The 18,701-nt window shown below is 68.2% G+C and carries 15 protein-coding genes and 2 pseudogenes; 3 read left to right on the top strand and 14 right to left on the bottom strand.

Annotated elements, in window-relative coordinates:
* Window positions 1-8: 8 nt before the first annotated feature.
* On the bottom strand, window positions 9-1,955 hold the full coding sequence (locus tag M5I08_RS12235) for a primosomal protein N' (protein WP_219065934.1): 1,947 nt from the start codon (window positions 1,953-1,955) through the stop codon (window positions 9-11).
* 155 nt (window positions 1,956-2,110) lie between these two features.
* Between M5I08_RS12235 and M5I08_RS26800 the strand changes: the two are divergent.
* A pseudogene (locus tag M5I08_RS26800) lies at window positions 2,111-2,209 on the top strand (alpha/beta hydrolase); the annotation flags it as partial.
* A 295-nt stretch (window positions 2,210-2,504) separates the two neighbouring features.
* Window positions 2,505-3,989, top strand: coding sequence for a flavin-containing monooxygenase (locus M5I08_RS12230; RefSeq protein WP_219065933.1), 1,485 nt, complete (start codon window positions 2,505-2,507; stop codon window positions 3,987-3,989).
* Between the two features lie 70 nt (window positions 3,990-4,059).
* Here the strand turns inward: M5I08_RS12230 and metK are convergent, their stop codons facing one another.
* The 13 genes and pseudogenes from metK to M5I08_RS12165 all read right to left on the bottom strand — a co-directional run bounded on the left by metK (window position 4,060) and on the right by M5I08_RS12165 (window position 17,238).
* Window positions 4,060-5,271, bottom strand: a complete 1,212-nt coding sequence (gene metK / locus M5I08_RS12225; RefSeq protein WP_219065902.1) for a methionine adenosyltransferase — start codon at window positions 5,269-5,271, stop codon at window positions 4,060-4,062.
* A 96-nt stretch (window positions 5,272-5,367) separates the two neighbouring features.
* Window positions 5,368-6,651, bottom strand: coding sequence for a bifunctional phosphopantothenoylcysteine decarboxylase/phosphopantothenate--cysteine ligase CoaBC (coaBC, locus tag M5I08_RS12220; RefSeq protein ID WP_219065900.1), 1,284 nt, complete (start codon window positions 6,649-6,651; stop codon window positions 5,368-5,370).
* Window positions 6,652-6,672: 21 nt separating this feature from the next.
* Window positions 6,673-6,999, bottom strand: a complete 327-nt coding sequence (gene rpoZ / locus M5I08_RS12215) for a DNA-directed RNA polymerase subunit omega (protein ID WP_219065899.1) — start codon at window positions 6,997-6,999, stop codon at window positions 6,673-6,675.
* A 76-nt stretch (window positions 7,000-7,075) separates the two neighbouring features.
* The gene (gene gmk, locus M5I08_RS12210; RefSeq protein WP_219065897.1) at window positions 7,076-7,702 is read right to left on the bottom strand and encodes a guanylate kinase; all 627 of its coding nucleotides are present in this window, start codon (window positions 7,700-7,702) and stop codon (window positions 7,076-7,078) included.
* Between the two features lie 19 nt (window positions 7,703-7,721).
* The gene (gene mihF / locus M5I08_RS12205) at window positions 7,722-8,039 is read right to left on the bottom strand and encodes an integration host factor, actinobacterial type (protein WP_067333923.1); all 318 of its coding nucleotides are present in this window, start codon (window positions 8,037-8,039) and stop codon (window positions 7,722-7,724) included.
* 582 nt (window positions 8,040-8,621) lie between these two features.
* On the bottom strand, window positions 8,622-9,440 hold the full coding sequence (pyrF, locus tag M5I08_RS12200; protein WP_219065896.1) for an orotidine-5'-phosphate decarboxylase: 819 nt from the start codon (window positions 9,438-9,440) through the stop codon (window positions 8,622-8,624).
* Window positions 9,441-9,442: 2 nt separating this feature from the next.
* Window positions 9,443-12,790, bottom strand: a complete 3,348-nt coding sequence (carB, locus tag M5I08_RS12195) for a carbamoyl-phosphate synthase large subunit (RefSeq protein ID WP_219065894.1) — start codon at window positions 12,788-12,790, stop codon at window positions 9,443-9,445.
* 103 nt (window positions 12,791-12,893) lie between these two features.
* Window positions 12,894-14,006 (bottom strand): glutamine-hydrolyzing carbamoyl-phosphate synthase small subunit, encoded by a 1,113-nt coding sequence (gene carA / locus M5I08_RS12190; RefSeq protein ID WP_219065893.1) that lies wholly within the window; start codon window positions 14,004-14,006, stop codon window positions 12,894-12,896.
* A pseudogene (locus tag M5I08_RS12185) lies at window positions 14,003-14,134 on the bottom strand (PH-like domain-containing protein); the annotation flags it as partial. The pseudogene M5I08_RS12185 and the gene carA, both read right to left, overlap by 4 nt.
* Window positions 14,135-14,138: 4 nt before the next feature.
* Window positions 14,139-15,431: a dihydroorotase gene (locus tag M5I08_RS12180; protein WP_219065892.1), complete on the bottom strand. Its 1,293-nt coding sequence runs from the start codon at window positions 15,429-15,431 to the stop codon at window positions 14,139-14,141.
* On the bottom strand, window positions 15,428-16,399 hold the full coding sequence (locus tag M5I08_RS12175) for an aspartate carbamoyltransferase catalytic subunit (RefSeq protein ID WP_219065890.1): 972 nt from the start codon (window positions 16,397-16,399) through the stop codon (window positions 15,428-15,430). The genes M5I08_RS12180 and M5I08_RS12175 overlap by 4 nt, the downstream gene beginning before the upstream one ends.
* Entirely contained in the window at window positions 16,396-16,980 is a 585-nt protein-coding gene (pyrR, locus tag M5I08_RS12170) for a bifunctional pyr operon transcriptional regulator/uracil phosphoribosyltransferase PyrR (protein WP_219065889.1), read from the bottom strand. Before pyrR ends, M5I08_RS12175 begins: the two co-directional genes overlap by 4 nt.
* Window positions 16,981-17,085: 105 nt before the next feature.
* Window positions 17,086-17,238 carry a hypothetical protein gene (locus M5I08_RS12165; RefSeq protein ID WP_249763271.1) on the bottom strand — a complete coding sequence of 51 codons (153 nt, stop codon included), beginning with the start codon at window positions 17,236-17,238 and terminating at the stop codon, window positions 17,086-17,088.
* A gap of 140 nt (window positions 17,239-17,378) precedes the next feature.
* Here M5I08_RS12165 and M5I08_RS12160 point away from each other — a divergent pair, with 140 nt between their 5' ends.
* Window positions 17,379-18,659 carry a PPE family protein gene (locus M5I08_RS12160; protein WP_304502936.1) on the top strand — a complete coding sequence of 427 codons (1,281 nt, stop codon included), beginning with the start codon at window positions 17,379-17,381 and terminating at the stop codon, window positions 18,657-18,659.
* Window positions 18,660-18,701: the final 42 nt, after the last annotated feature.

Genomic DNA, 18,701 nt, shown 5'->3' with positions numbered 1-18,701 from the left:
GCGCGCTCCTAGCCGATGTGTAGCGGGTCGATCTGCACCCGGACCGGCTCGTCGGTTTGCCGGGCACTGGTGACGGCGACGCCGCGCCGCAGCTCGGCCGCCAGCGCCAGGCCCTGCTCACGACGGACCCGCACCAGCATCCGGATCACCGCAACGTCGGCCGGAGTCCCCGGCGGTCGGCGCGCGCCCGCCGGCAGCTCCACCGGGCCGAGCAGCTCGGCGCTATCGGGCAAGCCGATTTCGTCGAGCAGCGCCGCGACCGCATCGGCGGCGCCGTCGAGAGCGGCCATGTGCACACTCGGCGGCAGGGCGACCTCGGTGCGGGCCGCCAGCTCCGCCTCTGCGTGGCCGACCGGATCCCAGCGGATCAGCGATTGCACTGTGGGAACCGATGATTCGGCGATCACCGTCACCACCCCCCCGTCATTGCGAGATCGGACCAACGCCGCCGCGGCCATCCAGCGCCGCAACGTGTCCTCGGCCGCGCGTAGATCCTGACGGCCCAGCAGCGCCCAACTATCCAGCAGCAGCGCCGCCCCGTATCCGCCCGTCGCGCGCGGCTCCGCACCGGGCGTGGCCACCACCAGCGCCGGGTGACTGGCGACCTCGGACACCACCGCTTCGCCCGCCGAGGTGATCACCGCGACACCCGGGAACGCCCGGCCGAGCTCCTCGGCGGTGCGCCGCGCCCCGACCACGACAGCGCGCACCGCATCCGACCCGCATCGCGCACACCGCAGCGCGGCGTCTGAACGACCGCACCATCGGCACACCGGACCTGTCTCGTTGCGGCCGTCCAGTGACAGCGGGCCCGTGCAATGCCGACAGCGAGCGATCGCCCGGCAACGCCCGCAGGCCAGCGACGGAACGTAGCCGCGCCGCGGCACCTGCACCAGCACCGGCGCCCCCGCCTCCAGCGCCGAGCGAGCGGCGCGCAGCGCAACCGACGGCAGCCGCGCGGTGCGGGCGGCCGGATCCCGCGCCTCCGCGTAGCCACCGTCCTCGAGTGCGACCACCCGCGGGCTGCGAACGCGCACCACCGGGCGCGCAGCGACCACGTCATGCGCCCATCCACTGCGCACCAGCGCATGAGCTTCCGCGGTGCGGGCGTAGCCGCCGATGACCGCGGCGCACCGCAGCTGATGAGCGCGCAGCATCGCGACCTCGCGGGCGTGCGGATAGGGCGCCCGAGGCTCGACCAGGGTGTCGTCGCCGTCGTCCCACACCATGACCAGCCCGAGGTCGTTCACCGGCGCGAACACCGCACTGCGCGTGCCGATCACCAGCCGCGCGCTGCCCCGCAGCGCCGCCAGCCAGCGCCGGTAGCGCGCGGCGGGACCCAACCCCGCCGACAACGCCACCACGATGGATTCATCGAGCAGCGTGGTCGCCGCGCGCCACATCGCGTCCACGTCGCGCTGATCGGGCACGATCACCAGCGCCGCACGCCCGCTTTGCACCGTCAACGCGGCGGCCTCGGCGAATCGGCCCGCCCACTGCTCACCGGGCAACGCCTGCCATACCGCGCGGGCGGCGCGCGACTCGCTCAGCGCGGTCAGGAACTGTCCGCCGCGGCTATATGTCTCCCAAGCCGTCCGGTCGACGACGGCGACGACGGGAATCGCTGGCGGCGTCGGGTTTTCGCGTTCCACTTTGGCATGTCTCGGCGGTACTGCCAGCCGTAGCACGTCGGCACGGGTTCCCGCGTAGCGGGCCGTGACGGCGTCGACCAACCGACGGATCTCCGGAGTGAGCACCGTCTCGGCGGACACCACCCGGTCCAGCCAGGCCAGCTGGCCGACGTGATCGGTGTCGGTGAGGCGTTCCAGGACAAACCCGTCGACCAATCGGCCGTGGAATCGGATCCGCACCCGCACCCCGGGCTGGGCGTCGTCGGATTGATCGGCGGCCACCAGATAGTCGAACTCGCGGTCCAGGTGCGGTACCGACAACATCGGCAGCACCCGCGCGATCGGTTCGAAGGCGGCGGCCCGCCGGGTCCGCGTGGTCACCCCGCAGGTGTAGCAGAGCAGACCGACGCTGGATTGCTCTGCGTCGTCCGGCGGCCACCCAGCAACCGACCACCATCCGGGATGCGTACGGTGTGCCCATGCCCACCGTTGATCCCATCCTGCTGAAGGTACTGGACGCGGTCCCGTTCCGGTTATCCGCCGACGAGGGCGTCGAGGTGGTTCGGGCGAAACTGCGCCTGTGCAGATACCCGCGGAAATGCTGCCTGCCCTTCGCATCGAGAACCGCACTATCGCCAGCGAGGTCCCGAGAACGCCGACGCGCCTATCCTGGACCGCGACGTCATTGACGCGCTCCTGCTTTGGTACATCCCGGACGCCGACCTCAACGACCCGACCACGCTGCCGGTCACCTTGGCTGCCTGCAGTGACGCTGCCCTCGCCCAGATCGACGCCAGCGCGAAGATCGCCGAAGAATCTGGCTCCGGCGTCGATCTCGCCGTCGTACGTGTCGGGCGCGGCGCCGTCGGTAACGTGAGCGGCGCTCCTCCCGACTACCACACGCTGATCGTGGGCGCCGGTTTCTCGGGCATCGGCGCGGCGATCAAGTTCGACCAGGCCGGCTTCGGTGACTACCTGATCGTCGAGGCCGGCGACGACGTGGGCGGCACCTGGTACTGGAACACCTATCCCGGCGTCGCCGTGGACATTCCGTCGTTTTCCTACCAGTTCTCCTTCGAGCAGCGGCTGGACTGGTCGCGGACTTACGCGCCGGGCAAAGAGCTGAAGGCGTATGCCGAACACTGCGCCGACAAGTACGGGATCCGGCCGAAGATCCGGTTCAGCACCAAGGTTCTCGCCGTGGAGTTCGACGACGAGCGGTCGTTGTGGCGGGTGCACACCGATCCCGGCGGCGAGGTCACCGCCCGATTCCTGGTGAACGCCAGCGGTGTGCTCACGGTGCCCAAGCTGCCCGACATCCACGGCGTCGGCTCCTTCGGCGGTGCCGTCATGCACACCGCCCGCTGGGATCACAATCAGGACTTGGCCGGCAAGCGGGTCGCTGTCATCGGCACCGGCGCCTCGGCCGTGCAGGTGATCCCGGAGATCGCGCCAATCGTCTCGCGTCTCACGGTGTTTCAGCGCACACCGATCTGGTGTTTTCCGAAGTTCGACGTGCCGCTACCACGGCTGGCGCATGCGGCGATGCGCCTGCCCGGTGCCAAAGCGCTGCAGCGGCTGATCAGCCAGGCCTACGTCGAGGTGACGTTTCCCCTTCCCGCGCAGTACTTCACGGTATACCCGCTGGCCCGGTGGATGGAGTCGGTCGGCCGAGCGTATCTACGCCGCAAGGTCCGGGATCCGGTGGTGCGCAAGCAGCTCACCCCGCAATACGCGATCGGCTGCAAACGGCCCGGCTTCCACAACACCTACTTGTCGACGTTCAACCGCGACAACGTACGGCTGGTGACCGAGCCGATCGACAAGATCACGTCGTCCGCGGTGGCCACCACCGAGGGCGCCAGCCACGAGATCGACGTGCTCGTGCTGGCGACCGGGTTCCAGGTGCTGGACTCCGACAGCATGCCGACCTTTGCGGTCACCGGCAGCGGCGGCCTGTCGCTGACCAAGTTCTGGGACGAGCATCGGGTGCAGGCCTACGAGGGCGTCAGCGTTCCAGGCTTTCCCAACCTGTTCAGCGTGATGGGCCCGTATGGCTACGTCGGGTCGTCGTATTTCGCGCTGATCGAGGCGCAGACGCATCACATGCTGCGGTGCCTAGACCGGGCCCGTGAGCATGGCGCCAGTCGGGTCGAGGTCACCGAGGAGGCCAACGCCCGCTACTTCGCCGAGGTGATGCGCCGCCGGCACCGCCAGGTGTTCTGGCAGGAGAGCTGTCGACGCGCCAACAGCTACTACTTCGACAAGAACGGCGACGTGGCGCTGCGGCCCTCGACCACGTTCGAGGCCTACTGGCGCAGCCGGCGTTTCAACCTCGACGACTACCGGTTCAGTTAGCTGCGCGAGCAGACGCAGAATCGCACTCGGCGGTGCCCAATCGTGCGATTCTGCGTCTGCTCGGCCCAAATCAGATGGCGCGCTTGAGGTCGTCGACCTTGTCCAGCTGCTCCCACGGCAGGTCGATGTCGGTGCGGCCGAAGTGCCCGTACGCCGCGGTTTGGGCGTAGATGGGCCGCAGCAGGTCCAGGTCGCGGATGATCGCACCGGGCCGCAGGTCGAACACCTCGGGGATGACCTTCTCGATCTTGACCGGGTCGACGGCCTCGGTGCCAAACGTCTCGATGAACAGCCCGACCGGGGCCGCCTTGCCGATGGCGTAGGCCACCTGCACCTCGACCCGCTCGGCCAGGCCCGCGGCGACGACGTTCTTGGCCACCCAGCGCATCGCGTACGCCGCGGAACGGTCCACCTTGGACGGATCCTTGCCCGAGAACGCCCCGCCGCCGTGGCGGGCCCAGCCGCCGTAGGTGTCGACGATGATCTTGCGGCCGGTCAGGCCGGCGTCACCCATCGGGCCGCCGAGGACGAACTTCCCGGTCGGGTTGACCAGCACCCGCGTCGACGACGAGTCCAGCGTCTCGTGCGCCAGCTCCTCGAGCACGGTCTTGAGCACGTGCTGGCGGATGTCGGGATCCAGCGTCTTTTGCAGGTCGATCCCGTCGGCGTGCTGGGTGGAGATGACGACGGTGTCCAGCCGCACCGGAACGTTGTCCTCGTAGGCGATGGTGACCTGCGTCTTGCCGTCCGGCCGCAAGTAGGGCAGCGTGCCGTTCTTGCGGACTTCGGTCAGCCGCCGCGACAGCCGGTGCGCCAGCGCGATCGGCAGCGGCATCAGCTCGGGGGTGTCATTGATCGCGTAGCCGAACATCAGGCCCTGGTCGCCGGCGCCTTGCGAGTCCAGCGGGTCGGCCGCACCCTCGACCCGCGCCTCGTGGGCGGTGTTGACGCCCTGGGCGATGTCAGGCGATTGCGCGCCGATGCCGATGTTGACCCCGCACGTCAACCCGTCGAAGCCCTTGTCCGACGAGTCGTAGCCGATGTCGAGGATGCGCGCACGGACCGTGTTGGCGATGTCGGCGAAGGCCGCCGTGGCCGACGTCGTGACCTCGCCGACCACGTGCACCTGTCCGGTGGTCACCAACGTCTCAACCGCGACACGTGAGCGGGGATCCTCCGCCAGCAGTGCATCGAGGACGGAGTCGCTGATCGCGTCGCAGATCTTGTCGGGATGCCCTTCGGTCACCGACTCGCTGGTGAACAGCCGACCCTTTTCGCTCACACCCTCATCCTTCCGTAGTCACGGTGGAATTGTTAGCTAGACAAATTATATCGTCAAGCAGACCGCCGCTCTCGGCGGCCCTGGATGTTACGGGTGCTAGGTGGCGGAGCCGCCGTCACCGTGCAGGAACGCGACGATCGCATCCACGATACGGCTGGCCATCAGCGTCTTCGAAGCGTGCTGCAACGCCGACTCGGTGCCGTCGGAGGCCAGCAACCAGCCGTCGTTGTGATCCACCTCGAAAGCCTTGCCCTCACCAACGGCGTTGACCACCAATAGATCACAGCCCTTGCGCTGCAGCTTTGTCCGAGCATGAAACAGCACGTCGCCTTCTGCGTCACCGGTCTCGGCGGCGAAGCCGACGATCGCCCGCATGCTGGGCAGCTGCCCGGCGGCCCGGGCCTGGACCGCCGCGGCCAGCACGTCGCCGGTGCGGACCAAGTCGATGGTCGACGGCGCAGTGTCTTCTGTGGCGCCCTTTTTGATCTTGGCGGTTGCAACGTGCGCGGGCCGAAAGTCCGCGACGGCGGCCGCCATCACCAGCACATCGGAGTCGGGCGCGTGCTTGGAGACGGCGTCGGCGAGCTGCTGGGCGGAGCTGATCCGCACCACCTCCACACCGGCCGGGTCGATGAGCCCGGCGGTATGCCCGGCGATCAGCGTCACCTCGGCGCCGCGCTGAGCAGCGACCCGCGCCAGCGCATAGCCCTGCTTGCCGGAGCTGCGGTTGCCGATGAAACGGACCGGGTCGATCGGCTCGCGGGTGCCGCCCGCGGTAATCAGCAACTTGACCCCGGCCAGGTCGTAGGGCATCGCGTCGTGGCGTTCCAGCAGCAGCTGCGCGAACGTGGTGATCTCCTCGGCTTCGGGCAGCCGGCCGGCGCCGCTGTCCGCTCCGGTCAGCCGACCGGAGGCCGGCTCCAGCACCACGACGCCGCGCCGTCGCAGCGTGTCCACGTTTTCGACGGTGGCCGGATGCTGCCACATCTCGGTATGCATCGCCGGTGCGAACAGCACCGGGCAGCGCGCGGTCAGCAGCGTCGCGGTCAGCAGGTCGTCGGCGCGGCCGTGCGCAGCACGGGCCAGCAGGTCGGCGGTTGCCGGCGCCACCACGGCCAAGTCGGCGCCCTGGCCGAGGGCAACGTGCGGCACCTGCGCAACGTTGTCGAACACCCCGGTCTGTACCGGCTCCCCCGACAGCGCCTCGAAGGTGGCCGCGCCGACGAAGCGCAGGGCAGATTCGGTGGGGATGACGCGGACCTGGTGGCCTGCCCCGGCCAGCTGGCGAACGACGGCGCAGGCCTTGTATGCGGCGATGCCGCCCGAGACGCCGACGATGACCCGCTTGCGGTCCGTCCGGCTGTCGCCCGAGAGGCTCATCACAAGCCCGCCGCGGTCCGGCTACTCGCCTTCGGTGTGCTCGAGCAGGTCTGCGTGGATCTCCCGCAGGGCGATCGACAGCGGCTTCTCCTGAAGTCCCGGCTCGACCAGCGGGCCGACGTATTCGAGGATGCCCTCACCGAGCTGGTTGTAGTAGTCGTTGATCTGTCGAGCCCGCTTCGCCGCGTAGATCACCAGCGCGTACTTGCTGGAAACGCGCTCGAGCAGCTCGTCGATGGGCGGGTTGGTGATGCCCAACGGCGTGTCGTACGCGCCGATCCCACCCGCTGCCGGATCGAACTGATCGGGCAGGGCAGTTAATGGCGCGCCGGTCTGCGAGGTACTCACGTAAGACTTTCTCCTTGGTGGCATTGAACCTAGAAAGCAATGGGTGACTAAACGATGAATCGACTCTGATGACGGATCAGGCCCTACCCGGCGCTTTTTCCACCAGCAAGGATACCAATTCTGCGCATGCAGTCTCCAATTGACTGTTCACCACGACCTCGTCGAAGTCGTACTGAGCCGCAAGTTCGGTACGGGCGGTGGCGAGCCGGCGTTCGATCACCTCCGCTGTCTCGGTCCCCCGGCCGATCAGCCGGGACTCCAAGTCCTCCCAGCTCGGCGGGGCCAGAAACACGCTGATCGCCTCCGGCATCGCCCGCTTGATCGCCCGTGCGCCAGCCAAATCCACCTCGATCAGCACGAGGTGTCCGGCGGCAGTGGCGTCGCGGACCGGCTGGGCCAAGGTGCCGGACCGGTGTAGGCCACCGTGTATCTCGGCCCATTCCAGCAGGGCGCCTTCGTCGATCAGCTGCTGGAAGCGGGCCGGGGTCACGAAGTGATAGTCGACGCCGTCGACCTCACCTGGGCGCGGCGCGCGAGTAGTCGCGGAAACGCTGAAGACCAGATTTGGGATCCGCTCCCGCAAGCAGCGGACCAGCGTCGACTTTCCTACCGCGGACGGACCGGACAGCACCACCACGCGTCCTGCGACCTTAGCCCCAAGGCGTTCGTCGCAGCCACCGTCCGGTCCCCCGTCGGCGCTCACTGACTCTCCTAGCGGGCGATCAGGAAAAGTCGAACTTTTCCAGCAATGCCTTGCGCTGACGATCGCCGAGCCCGCGCAGGCGGCGAGTCGGGGCGATTTCGAGCTCGGTCATGATTTCCTGCGCCTTGACCTTGCCGACCTTCGGCAACGCCTCCAGCAGCGCGGAAACCTTCATCTTGCCCAAGACCTCGTTGGTCTCGGCGTCCTTCAGCACCTGCTTGAGATTGGTGCCGCCGCGCTTCAGCCGATCCTTGAGCTCAGCTCGCGCTCGACGTGCGGCGGCAGCCTTCTCCAACGCGGCCGCGCGCTGCTCGTCGGTCAACTGGGGAAGAGCCACGATTCCTCCGTCTCAATCACTCATCGACAGCTATTGATATTTGTTTTGTCTCAGCTGGGTAGTCCAGCCAGCGGAGACGACCGTACCCACGCTGCCAGACGAAATCTAATCCGCCCCTCTGCCGGAAGCCGCAAATCCCCAGCGTGCGGCACCGAGATTGCGACCTGCCAGCGCAGACCGTGTCGCACCCAATCGCTGCGCTTCCCACTGGGAAAGTACTCATGAGCTGGGCTTTTTTGAATCTACCCGGTCCGAGCCGGTGTCCGAGGAACGTTGCCCTGCCCTGTCTGGACGCCCACGCGAGCCGACATTCAACCAATTGCGCACCTCGCGGCGTGTCGCGCGCGTTGGACGGGACGTTCAGCGCAGCTCGCACGGTTCCTTGCGGATCTTCAGGCTGCCGGAAAAATCGCACCAGCCACACCAGCACCACCGACCGGGCACGCTGATTTGGAAAGAGCACCATATGCGATATCACCTCCGGTTAAGCAGGCGTCAGCGCTGATATCGCCCGCGCTTCAGTCCGAAACCGGGCATTACGCTCCAGCCAGCGACGGATGAGGCCCCTGAGAATACTGAGGTTCAAGCTAGATAGGCGACCGACTCACGCATCCGCTCAGCGGCCGCTCGCAGCGCCGCAGCGTCGGGCCCGGCCCGCAACACTTCGCGCGACACCGCCGGCAGGAGCTGGCCGGGCGCGGCCCCACCCAGGCCGCGCAGCGCATCGGCGTGCCCGCCCTGAACGCCGATACCGGGCACCAGCACCGGGCCCCCGAGACCGCTGACGTCGGGCGCCTCGGTGACCGTCGCCCCGACGACGACGCCGACCGAGCCGGGTCCGGCGCCCAGCGCGCGGTTGACCGCCGCCGCCTGGTCGACGATCGACTGGGCCACCGCGCGGCCGTTGAACTCGGCGCGCTGCACGCTCGCCCCCTCCGGGTTCGACGTCGCCGCCAGCACGAACACCCCTCGATCGTGCGCCGCAGCAGTGTCCAGCAGCGGCTGCAACGACCCGAAACCCAGATAGGGCGACGCGGTCACGGCGTCGGCGGCCAGCGGCGAGTCGCCGATCCAGGCGGCCGCGTAGGCCGCCATCGTCGATCCGATGTCGCCGCGCTTGGCATCAGCCAGGACCAGAACGCCGGCGGCGCGCAGCGCGGCGATGGTGTGCTCCAACACCGCGTAGCCCGCGGCGCCGTACGCCTCGAAAAACGCGACCTGAGGTTTGACGACGGCGAAGTCGCGGTAGGCGTCGACGCAGATGTCGCAGAACGCCGCCAGGCCGTCGGGGCTGATCGGCAGGCCCCACGCCCGCAGCAGTTCGGGATGCGGGTCGATGCCCAGGCATAGCGGCCCTCGACGCGATACCGCCTCGGCCAGCCGGGCGCCGAACCCGGGCATCGTCAGTGGCCGCCGTTGTTCAGCGTGCTGTGCAGTTCCTGCAGCGAGCGCACTCCGATGACGCCGCGGATCCCGGCCTCGATGCCCTGAACGGCCGCCGACGCGCCCTGCACCGTCGTCACGCAGGGGATGTTCATTTCCACTGCCGCCGAACGGATTTCGTAGCCGTCGATGCGGGGTCCGGAGTTGCCGTAGGGCGTGTTGATCACCATGTCGACCTCGCCGGCGCGAATGGCGTCGACCGCAGATATCGCTGGCCGGCCCGGCTGCGCGGGCTCGAAATGCTTACGGACCTCGTCGCACGGGATCCCGTTGCGCCGCAGCATTTCCGCGGTTCCCTCAGTGGCCAGAACCCGAAAGCCCAAGTCCGCCAGCCGTTTAACCGGGAACACCAGTGACCGCTTGTCCCGGTTGGCGACCGATACGAATATGGTGCCTTCGACCGGCAGCGATCCGTATGCGGCGGTCTGGCTCTTGGCGAAGGCGCTGCCGAAGTCGCGGTCGATTCCCATCACCTCGCCGGTGGATTTCATCTCCGGGCCGAGCAGTGAATCGATGGCGGCTCCGTCCGCGCGGCGGAAGCGGTGGAACGGCAACACCGCCTCCTTCACCGCGATCGGCGCGTCCTGGGCCGCGTTGCCGCCGTCACCCGACGCCGCCAGCATTCCCTCCGCACGTAGTTGAGAGATCTTGGCGCCCAACATGATACGGGCACAAGCCTTGGCCAGCGGTATCGCTGTGGCCTTGGAGACGAACGGCACGGTGCGGCTGGCGCGCGGGTTGGCCTCCAGCACGTAGAGCACGTCGTCCTTCAGCGCGTATTGCACGTTGAGCAAGCCCACCACTCCGATGCCGTGCGCGATCACCTCGGTTGCGCGGCGAACCTTCTCGATATCGCTGCGCCCCAGGGTTACCGGCGGCAGCGCACACGCCGAGTCGCCGGAGTGGATGCCGGCCTCTTCGATGTGCTCCATGATCCCGCCGACGTAGACCTCGTCGCCGTCGCAGAGCGCGTCGACGTCGATCTCGATCGCGTCCTCCAGGAAGCGGTCGACCAGCACCGGGTGTTCGGGTGAAAGTTCGGTCGCGCGGGCGATGTAGCCCTGCAGCGTGTCGTCGTCGTAGACGATTTCCATGCCCCGGCCACCCAACACGTACGACGGTCGCACCAGCACCGGGTAACCGATCTCGGCGGCGATCTGGCGGGCTTGCGCGAATGTCGTCGCCATGCCGTATCGCGGGGCCGGCAGCCCGGCGGCCGATAGCAGGTCGCCGAACGCGCCGCGGTCCTCGGCCAGATCGATGGCCTCCGGCGGGGTGCCGACGATCGGTACTCCCGCGTCGGCCAGCCGCTGCGCCAGCCCGAGCGGCGTCTGGCCACCGAGTTGCACGATCACACCGACCACCCCCGGGCCCCCGACGCCCGACAGCTGTTCGGCGTGGAACACCTCCAGCACGTCCTCGAAGGTCAACGGCTCGAAATACAGCCGGTCGGCGGTGTCGTAATCGGTGGACACCGTCTCCGGGTTGCAGTTGACCATCACGGTCTCAAAGCCCGCCTGCGACAACGTCGTTGCGGCATGTACACAGCTGTAGTCGAATTCGATGCCCTGGCCGATCCGGTTGGGTCCCGAGCCAAGGATCAGCACCTTGGGCCGCTCGTTCTGCGGCGCCACCTCGGTCTCGGCGGACGGGTCGAGCTCGTAGCTGCTGTAGTGATACGGCGTGTTGGCCTCGAACTCCGCGGCGCAGGTGTCCACGGTCTTGTACACCGGATGGATGCCGAGGCGTCCCCGCAACGACCGCACGCCATCCTCGCCGGCCAATTCCGGTCGCAGTGCCGCGATCTGACGATCCGATAAGCCGGCGTGCTTACATCGGCGCAGCAGATCACCGTCGAGCACGGCGGCATCGACCACCTCACGGCGCAACTCCACGAGTTCGGCGATCTGCGCGACGAACCACGGGTCGACGCCGGAGGCCTCGGCAGCCTCCTCCACCGAAGCGCCCAGTCGCACGGCCAGTTCAATGTCGTAGAGCCGGCCCTCGGCTGGAGTCCGCAGGCGTTCCAGCACCGTGTCAGCGTCGATTGCGGGGTCCGGCGCGGTCCAGAACCCGGCCCGACTGGTCTCCAGCGACCTCATCGCCTTGCCGAGCGCTTCGACGAAGTTGCGGCCCAACGACATTGCCTCGCCGACAGATTTCATCGTGGTGGTCAGCGTGGGGTCGGCGCCGGGGAACTTTTCGAAGGCGAACCGCGGCGCCTTGACCACCACGTAATCCAGGGTGGGCTCGAAACAGGCCGGGGTTTGCATCGTGATGTCGTTGAGGATCTCGTCGAGGGTGTAGCCGACAGCCAGTTTGGCGGCGATCTTGGCGATCGGGAAGCCGGTTGCCTTGGAGGCCAGGGCACTTGACCGTGACACCCGCGGGTTCATTTCGATGACGATCAGCCGGCCATCACTCGGGTCGACGGCGAACTGGATGTTGCACCCGCCGGTGTCGACGCCGACCTCGCGCAGGATCGCAATGCCCAAATCGCGCATCCGCTGGTATTCCCGATCGGTCAACGTCATCGCCGGCGCCACGGTCACCGAGTCGCCGGTGTGCACGCCCATCGGGTCGACGTTTTCTATCGAGCACACCACGACGACGTTGTCTTTACCGTCGCGCATCAGCTCGAGCTCGAATTCCTTCCAGCCGCCGACCGATTCCTCGATCAGCACGTTGGCGCTCGGCGACGCGGCCAACCCCGCGCCGGCCATCCGGTCGACCTCCTCGGCGCTGCGCGCCAGGCCCGAGCCCAGACCGCCCATGGTGAACGACGGGCGAACTACCACCGGAAGCCCGAGTTCGGCGACCGTCTCGTGAACTTCTTCCATGGCGAAACACACCCGGCTGCGTGCTGATTCGCCGCCTACCTTGGCGACGATGTCTTTGAACCGCTGGCGGTCTTCACCGCGCTGGATGGCGTCGAAGTCGGCGCCGATCAGCTCGACACCGTAGCGTTCCAGCACCCCGCTCTCGTACAGCGCGACGGCCGTGTTGAGCGCGGTCTGCCCGCCCAGGGTTGCCAGCAGCGCATCGATCTTGTTACCCCGCTCGGCCTGCTGCGCGATCACCCGTTCGACGAAACCCGGGGTGATCGGCTCGATGTAGGTGTGGTCGGCGTATTCGGGGTCGGTCATGATGGTGGCCGGGTTGGAGTTGACCAGGCTGACCTCTAGGCCCTCGGCCCGCAGCACGCGGCAGGCCTGGGTACCCGAGTAGTCGAATTCGCAGGCCTGCCCGATCACGATCGGCCCCGAGCCGATGACCAGGACATGGCGCAGGTCGGTACGACGCGGCACTAGAGGTCCTCCCCCGTTATGGCGCGAGCGTGCGCAGTTGTACACCCGTTACGGCGTGTCGGCGTACAAACACGCACGCTCGCGGGGGTGGCGCTGCTCGCCATCATTGGCCGCCCATCAGGTCGAGGAACCGGTCGAACAGGTATTCCGCGTCGTGCGGTCCGGCTGCGGCCTCCGGGTGATACTGCACCGAAAACGCTTTTCCATCCGCGAGTTTGACGCCTTCGACAACGCCGTCGTTGGCGCAGGTGTGGCTGACTACCGCCGTGCCGAACGGAGTGTCGAACCGCTGGCCGGCTTCGCCCTCTAAGGCGAAGCCGTGATTCTGCGCGGTCACCGCGACCCGCCCCGTGGCGCGGTCCATCACCGGAATGTTGATACCCCGGTGGCCGAACACCATCTTGTAGGTGGACAGGCCCAGCGCGCGGCCCAGGATCTGGTTGCCGAAACAGATGCCGAACAAGGGGATGCCGGCCCCAAGCACGTCACGGGTCACCTCGACGATATGGTCGGCGGTGGCCGGGTCGCCGGGACCGTTGGACAAAAACACCCCGTCCGGATGGATCTCGGCGATCTGCTCGAAGGCCACCGACGACGGCAGCACGAGGCTGCGGACTCCGCGCCTGGCGAAGTTGCGCGGGGTATTGGTCTTGATCCCGAGGTCGATGGCCGCGACCGTGAACCGGTGCGGCCCTTCGGCTTCGACGACGTACTGGCCCTCGGTGCTGACCTGGCCGGCAAGGTCTGCGCCCAGCATCGACTGCTGGCCGCGCACCCGGGCCAGCAGCTCGTCCGGATCGGCCAGCGCAGCACCGGAAAACAGGCCCGCCTTCATCGACCCGCGGCTGCGCAGATGGCGAACGACCGCGCGGGTGTCGATGCCGGAGATCCCGACAACGCGCTGGCGGACCAGCTCATCCTCCAGCGTTCCGGTGGCCCGCCAGTTCGACGCGCGCGGCGACGGGTCGCGCACCGCGTAGCCGGCGACCCAGATCCGCTCGCCGCGACTTTCGGAGTCCTCGCCGTTCCACCCGGTGTTGCCGATCTGCGGGGCGGTGGCCACCACGATCTGGCGGTGATAGCTCGGGTCGGTCAAGGTCTCCTGATAGCCGGACATGCCCGTGGAAAAGACCGCTTCGCCAAGCGTTTCGCCGACCGCACCGAACGGCGTCCCGGTGAACGTCCGGCCGTCTTCCAAGACCAGCACCGCTTTCATCGGGTGTGCTCCGCGAGCCAGCGGGTGTAGTCGCTGCGGTCGTTCCCGCGGAACCCGAGGTCGATCTCGGTGCCCGACGGCAGCTGCCAGCGAATGGCCAGAATGCCGTTGTTAGTCATGGCGTTGCCGAATTCATGCGGGGCTCTTCCCGTCGCGGGCGGTGATCTTGCCGCGCAGCAGCGTGGCGGTCACGGTGGCGGGCAGCGTCATCGCTTCGTAGGGCGTGTTGGCCGAGCGGCTGGCCAGCTGAAGACCGGCGACCGTCCAGGTGGCGTCGGGGTCCACCACGGTCAGGTTGGCCGGCTCGCCGATTTCCAGGGGTCGGCCGTGGTCGGGCAGCCGGGCGATACGTGCCGGGTTCTCGCTCATCACCCGCGCGACGTCACGCCAGCTCAGCAGATCTGGGATCACCATCGCCTGCACCACCGCGGACAGCGCGGTCTGCAACCCCAGCATGCCGGGCAACGCCGCCGCGAACTCGACGCATTTCTCGTGTTCGGCGTGCGGGGCGTGATCGGTGGCCACACAGTCGATTACCCGAGAGGCCAGCGCTTGACGCAACGCCTGCGCGTCGGCGGCTTCCCGTAGCGGCGGATTCACCCGGTTCACCCCGTCGTAGCTGGCCAGCCGGCTGTCGTCGAGCAGCAGGTGATGCGGCGTGACCTCGGCGGTGATCGAAATGCCTTGAGACTTAGCCCATCTGATGATCTCAACGGTGCCCGCCGTCGACGCGTGGCAGATGTGCACCCGGGCGCCGGCGTCGCGGGCCAGCAACGCGTCACGAGCAACGATCGACTCTTCGGCGGCCCGCGGCCAGCCCGAGAGCCCCAGCCTGGCGGCGTTGGGCCCTTCGTGCGCCACTGCCCCGGCCGTCAGCCTCGGCTCTTCGGCGTGCTGGGCGATCAGCACGCCCAAACCGGTCGCGTATTCCAGCGCTCGGCGCATCACCAGCGGGTCGTACACGCACTTGCCGTCGTCGGAGAACATCCGCACCTGCGCGGCACCGGCGGCCATCATGCCCATTTCGGTGAGCTCGGTACCGGCCAGCCCCACGGTGACCGCGCCGACCGGATGCACGTCGACCAGACCGACCTGCTGGCCGCGGTGCCAGACATGATCGGTCACCACCGGGCTATCGGCGACCGGGTTGGTGTTGGCCATCGCGAACACCGCGGTGTAGCCGCCGAGAGCCGCAGCGGCCGAACCGGTTTCGATGTCCTCGGCATATTCCCGGCCGGGCTCGCGCAAATGGGTGTGCAGATCGACGAAGCCGGGCAGCAGGATCTGTCCGGTCGCGTCGATGACGTCGGCGTCGTCCGGAATGGCAAGCGTGGCGCCGATCTCCGCGATCTGGCCGTCGTCGACCAGCACGTCGACCCGCTCGCCCTCGCCGTATCGGCGCACCCCGCGCAGCAGCACGCTCATGCCGCGCCTTCTTTTCCGCCGAGCCCGTGGTCGGCGGTCTCTGTCCCTACCAGCAGATGGAACAGCACCGCCATCCGCACGTGAACACCGTTGGAAACCTGTTGCAGCACCGCCGATTGCGTAGAGTCGGCGACCGAGGAGGAGATCTCCATGCCGCGCAGCATCGGACCGGGGTGCAGCACCACCGCGTGACCGGGAAGCATCGCCTGGCGCCGCTCGGATAGCCCGTAGCGCACCGAATACTCACGCGCGGACGGGAAGAAGCCGCCGTTCATCCGCTCGGCCTGTACCCGCAACATCAGCACCGCATCGGCGGCGGGCAGCTCGGCGTCCAGATCGTAGGAGACGGTGACCGGCCAGTCGCAAACCCCGACCGGCAGCAGGGTCGGCGGCGCCACCAGCACCACCTCGGCACCCAGCGTGGCCAGCAGATGGGTGTTGGAGCGGGCAACGCGGCTGTGCACGATGTCGCCGACGATGACCACGCGCCGGCCGTCGATGTCGCCGAGCCGTTGGCGGATGGTCAGCGCGTCCAGCAACGCCTGGGTCGGGTGTTCGTGGGTGCCGTCGCCGGCGTTGATCACCGACGGGCCTCCCTGAGCTGTAGCCGTCCAGTCGGCAAGCCGGTGCGCCGCACCCGAGGCTGGGTGCCGGATGATCAGCGCGTCGGCGCCGGCCGCCCGCAATGTCAGCGCGGTGTCGCGCAGCGATTCTCCTTTGCCCACCGATGATCCGGTCGAGCTGACGTTGATCACGTCGGCGCTCATCCACTTGCCGGCGACTTCGAACGACACCCGGGTGCGGGTGGAGTTCTCGTAGAACATCGTGATCACGGTCCGGCCCCGCAGCGTCGGCAGTTTACGGACCTCGCGGCCCATCAGGGCCTGCGCAAACCGGTCGGCGTCGTCGAGGATGGCGATGGCGTCGGCGCGGGACAGATCAGCGGCGGCCAGCAGGTGCCTGCTCATGACGCATCCTCCCGGGAGATGACCACACCGTCGCGGCCGTCGTGCTCGGCCAGCAGCACGTGCACGCTCTCCCGGCGCGAGGTGGGCACGTTCTTGCCGGCGTAGTCGGCGCGCAGCGGCAGCTCGCGGTGGCCGCGGTCGAGCAGGACGGCCAACTGGACGGCTCGCGGACGGCCCTGGTCGCGCAGCGCATCCAGCGCCGAGCGCACCGAGCGTCCGGAATAGAGCACGTCGTCGACGAGGATCACCAGGGCGTCGTCGATGCCGCCCGCCGGAATCGAAGTGGCCTCCAGCGGCCGGGGCGGCTTTTGCATCAAATCGTCGCGGTACAAGGTGATGTCGAGCGCACCGTGGCCGACCTCGACACCGCTGTATTCGCCGATGTTGGCGGCCAGGCGGTTGGCCAGGGTGACGCCGCGGGTCGGGATGCCCAGCAGCACGACGCGCGGCGCCCCGGCACTGTCCAGCGCGGTCTTTTCGATGATCTGATGTGCGATACGGGAAATGGTGCGACCGACGTCGGCCGCCGACATCAGCTCCCTGGCTTCGCGGCCTACTGCGGCGTCACCCGCGCCACCCATGCGAGATCTTGACCTCCTTCTCCGCCTCTCTGGACGGATCGTTAAAGGATGTCGACTGCCGCGCAGCGTAACACCTCGCGGCGCCACGGCGGAAACGACGGGCTTCTACCAATCCGTGCCGCGCGAGCAGTGGATCGCGCTGATCCCCACGCCCACCCTGCCGCCGTCAGCTGGGCAGCGGCCGAGCAAATCGTCGACCTTGACCGCCGTCAGATCCTGGTCGACCCAGTCGACGATCTGCGCGTGCTCGCCCTCCAACACCTCCCAGTCGAACTCAGGCGAGGACCGTTGCCTCGAATTCCGCGAAGACCGGACGACCTTTTGTTTACTGGGAAGGCCACCGGGTAGAGCCCGATGGACAGCCCGATAGATAAAGCGATAGAGAGGGAGATGAAGCGATGACAGTCACAATGGATTACGGGGCGCTGCCGCCGGAAGTCAACTCCGGGCGCATCTACGCCGGTCCCGGGTCGGGAGGGATCCTGGTCGCCGCGTCGGCTTGGGATGGGCTAGCCGCCGAGCTGGATTCGTCGGCGACTGCTTATCAGTCCGTAATCTCCAACCTGGCCGGCGAGGAGTGGGTGGGATCGGCGTCGGAATCGATGGCCGGCGCGGTCACACCCTACATCGAGTGGATGTACACGACGGCCGCACAGGCGCAACGGCTGGCCAATCAGGCCAAGTCTGCCGCGGCCGCCTACGAGGCCGCGTTCGCCGGGCACGTGCCGCCGCCGGTGATCGCGGCCAACCGCACTCAACTTGCGTCGCTGATCGCAACCAATGTTTTGGGCCAAAATACCCCGGCGATCGCGGCCACCGAAGCTCAGTACGGCGAAATGTGGGCCCAAGATGCGGCCGCGATGTACCAGTATGCCGGCTCATCGGCAGCAGCCTCCGAGCCGAAGCCGTTCAGCCAGCCGCCGCAAACCACCGACCCCGGCGGGCTTGCCGGACAGGGTGCCGCCACCTCTCAGGCGGCTGGCCATGCTGCTGGTGGCGCAGGTAACGCGCTATCCCGGGTGGGTGCGGCGCTGCGCCAACTCGCGTCACCGCTGGGGTCGTCGGCGCAGACGTCGTCGGGGTCATCGAGCATCTTCACGCCGGGATCCGACTCTGCCACCAAAGGGCTGTCCGGGCTGTTGAACGCGCTGGACGGGTCGACCCGTGACTCCTTCGGGACCGCATTGGTCGACGCCGGAGACACCGGATTCCCGGCCGCGGGCATGAGCGGGTTCGTGTCGGCCGGCGACGTGGGACTCGTCGGCCCGGTCGGCGCCGCTGCGGTTTCCGCGGCCGGCAAACCGCTAGGCCTCACCGGGGCCATCCCGGCCGGGGCCGTCCCGGGAGCGTCCTCCCTGGTGGGATCGACGGTGGCGCCCGCTCCAGCAGGCGGCCTCGGAGGGTCGGCGGTGTCGGCGGGGATGGGCCGAGCCAATTTGGTCGGGGCGTTGTCGACGCCGCAGAACTGGCCCGCGATCACCCCGGCGGATTCGGCGAGTCGGTTCGGCGCCGCGATGCCCGGCGCGGTTGCGGGTTCCGGCCCGGAAGTCCCCGGCGGGATGCCCGGCATGCCCGGCATGCCGGCGGTCAGTGCGGGCGAACGCAGCGCTGTCTTCAATTTCGCCATGCCCCGATACGGGTTCCGGCCCACCGTGATGCCGAAAACCGTCGTCGGGTAACGCCAGGCGCGCGGCGCCGGCTACAGCCCCAGTGCCCGTACG

Source organism: Candidatus Mycobacterium methanotrophicum (assembly GCF_023515995.1).
Taxonomy (GTDB): domain Bacteria; phylum Actinomycetota; class Actinomycetes; order Mycobacteriales; family Mycobacteriaceae; genus Mycobacterium; species Mycobacterium methanotrophicum.
This window is presented reverse-complemented; position numbering and strand designations above follow the sequence as displayed.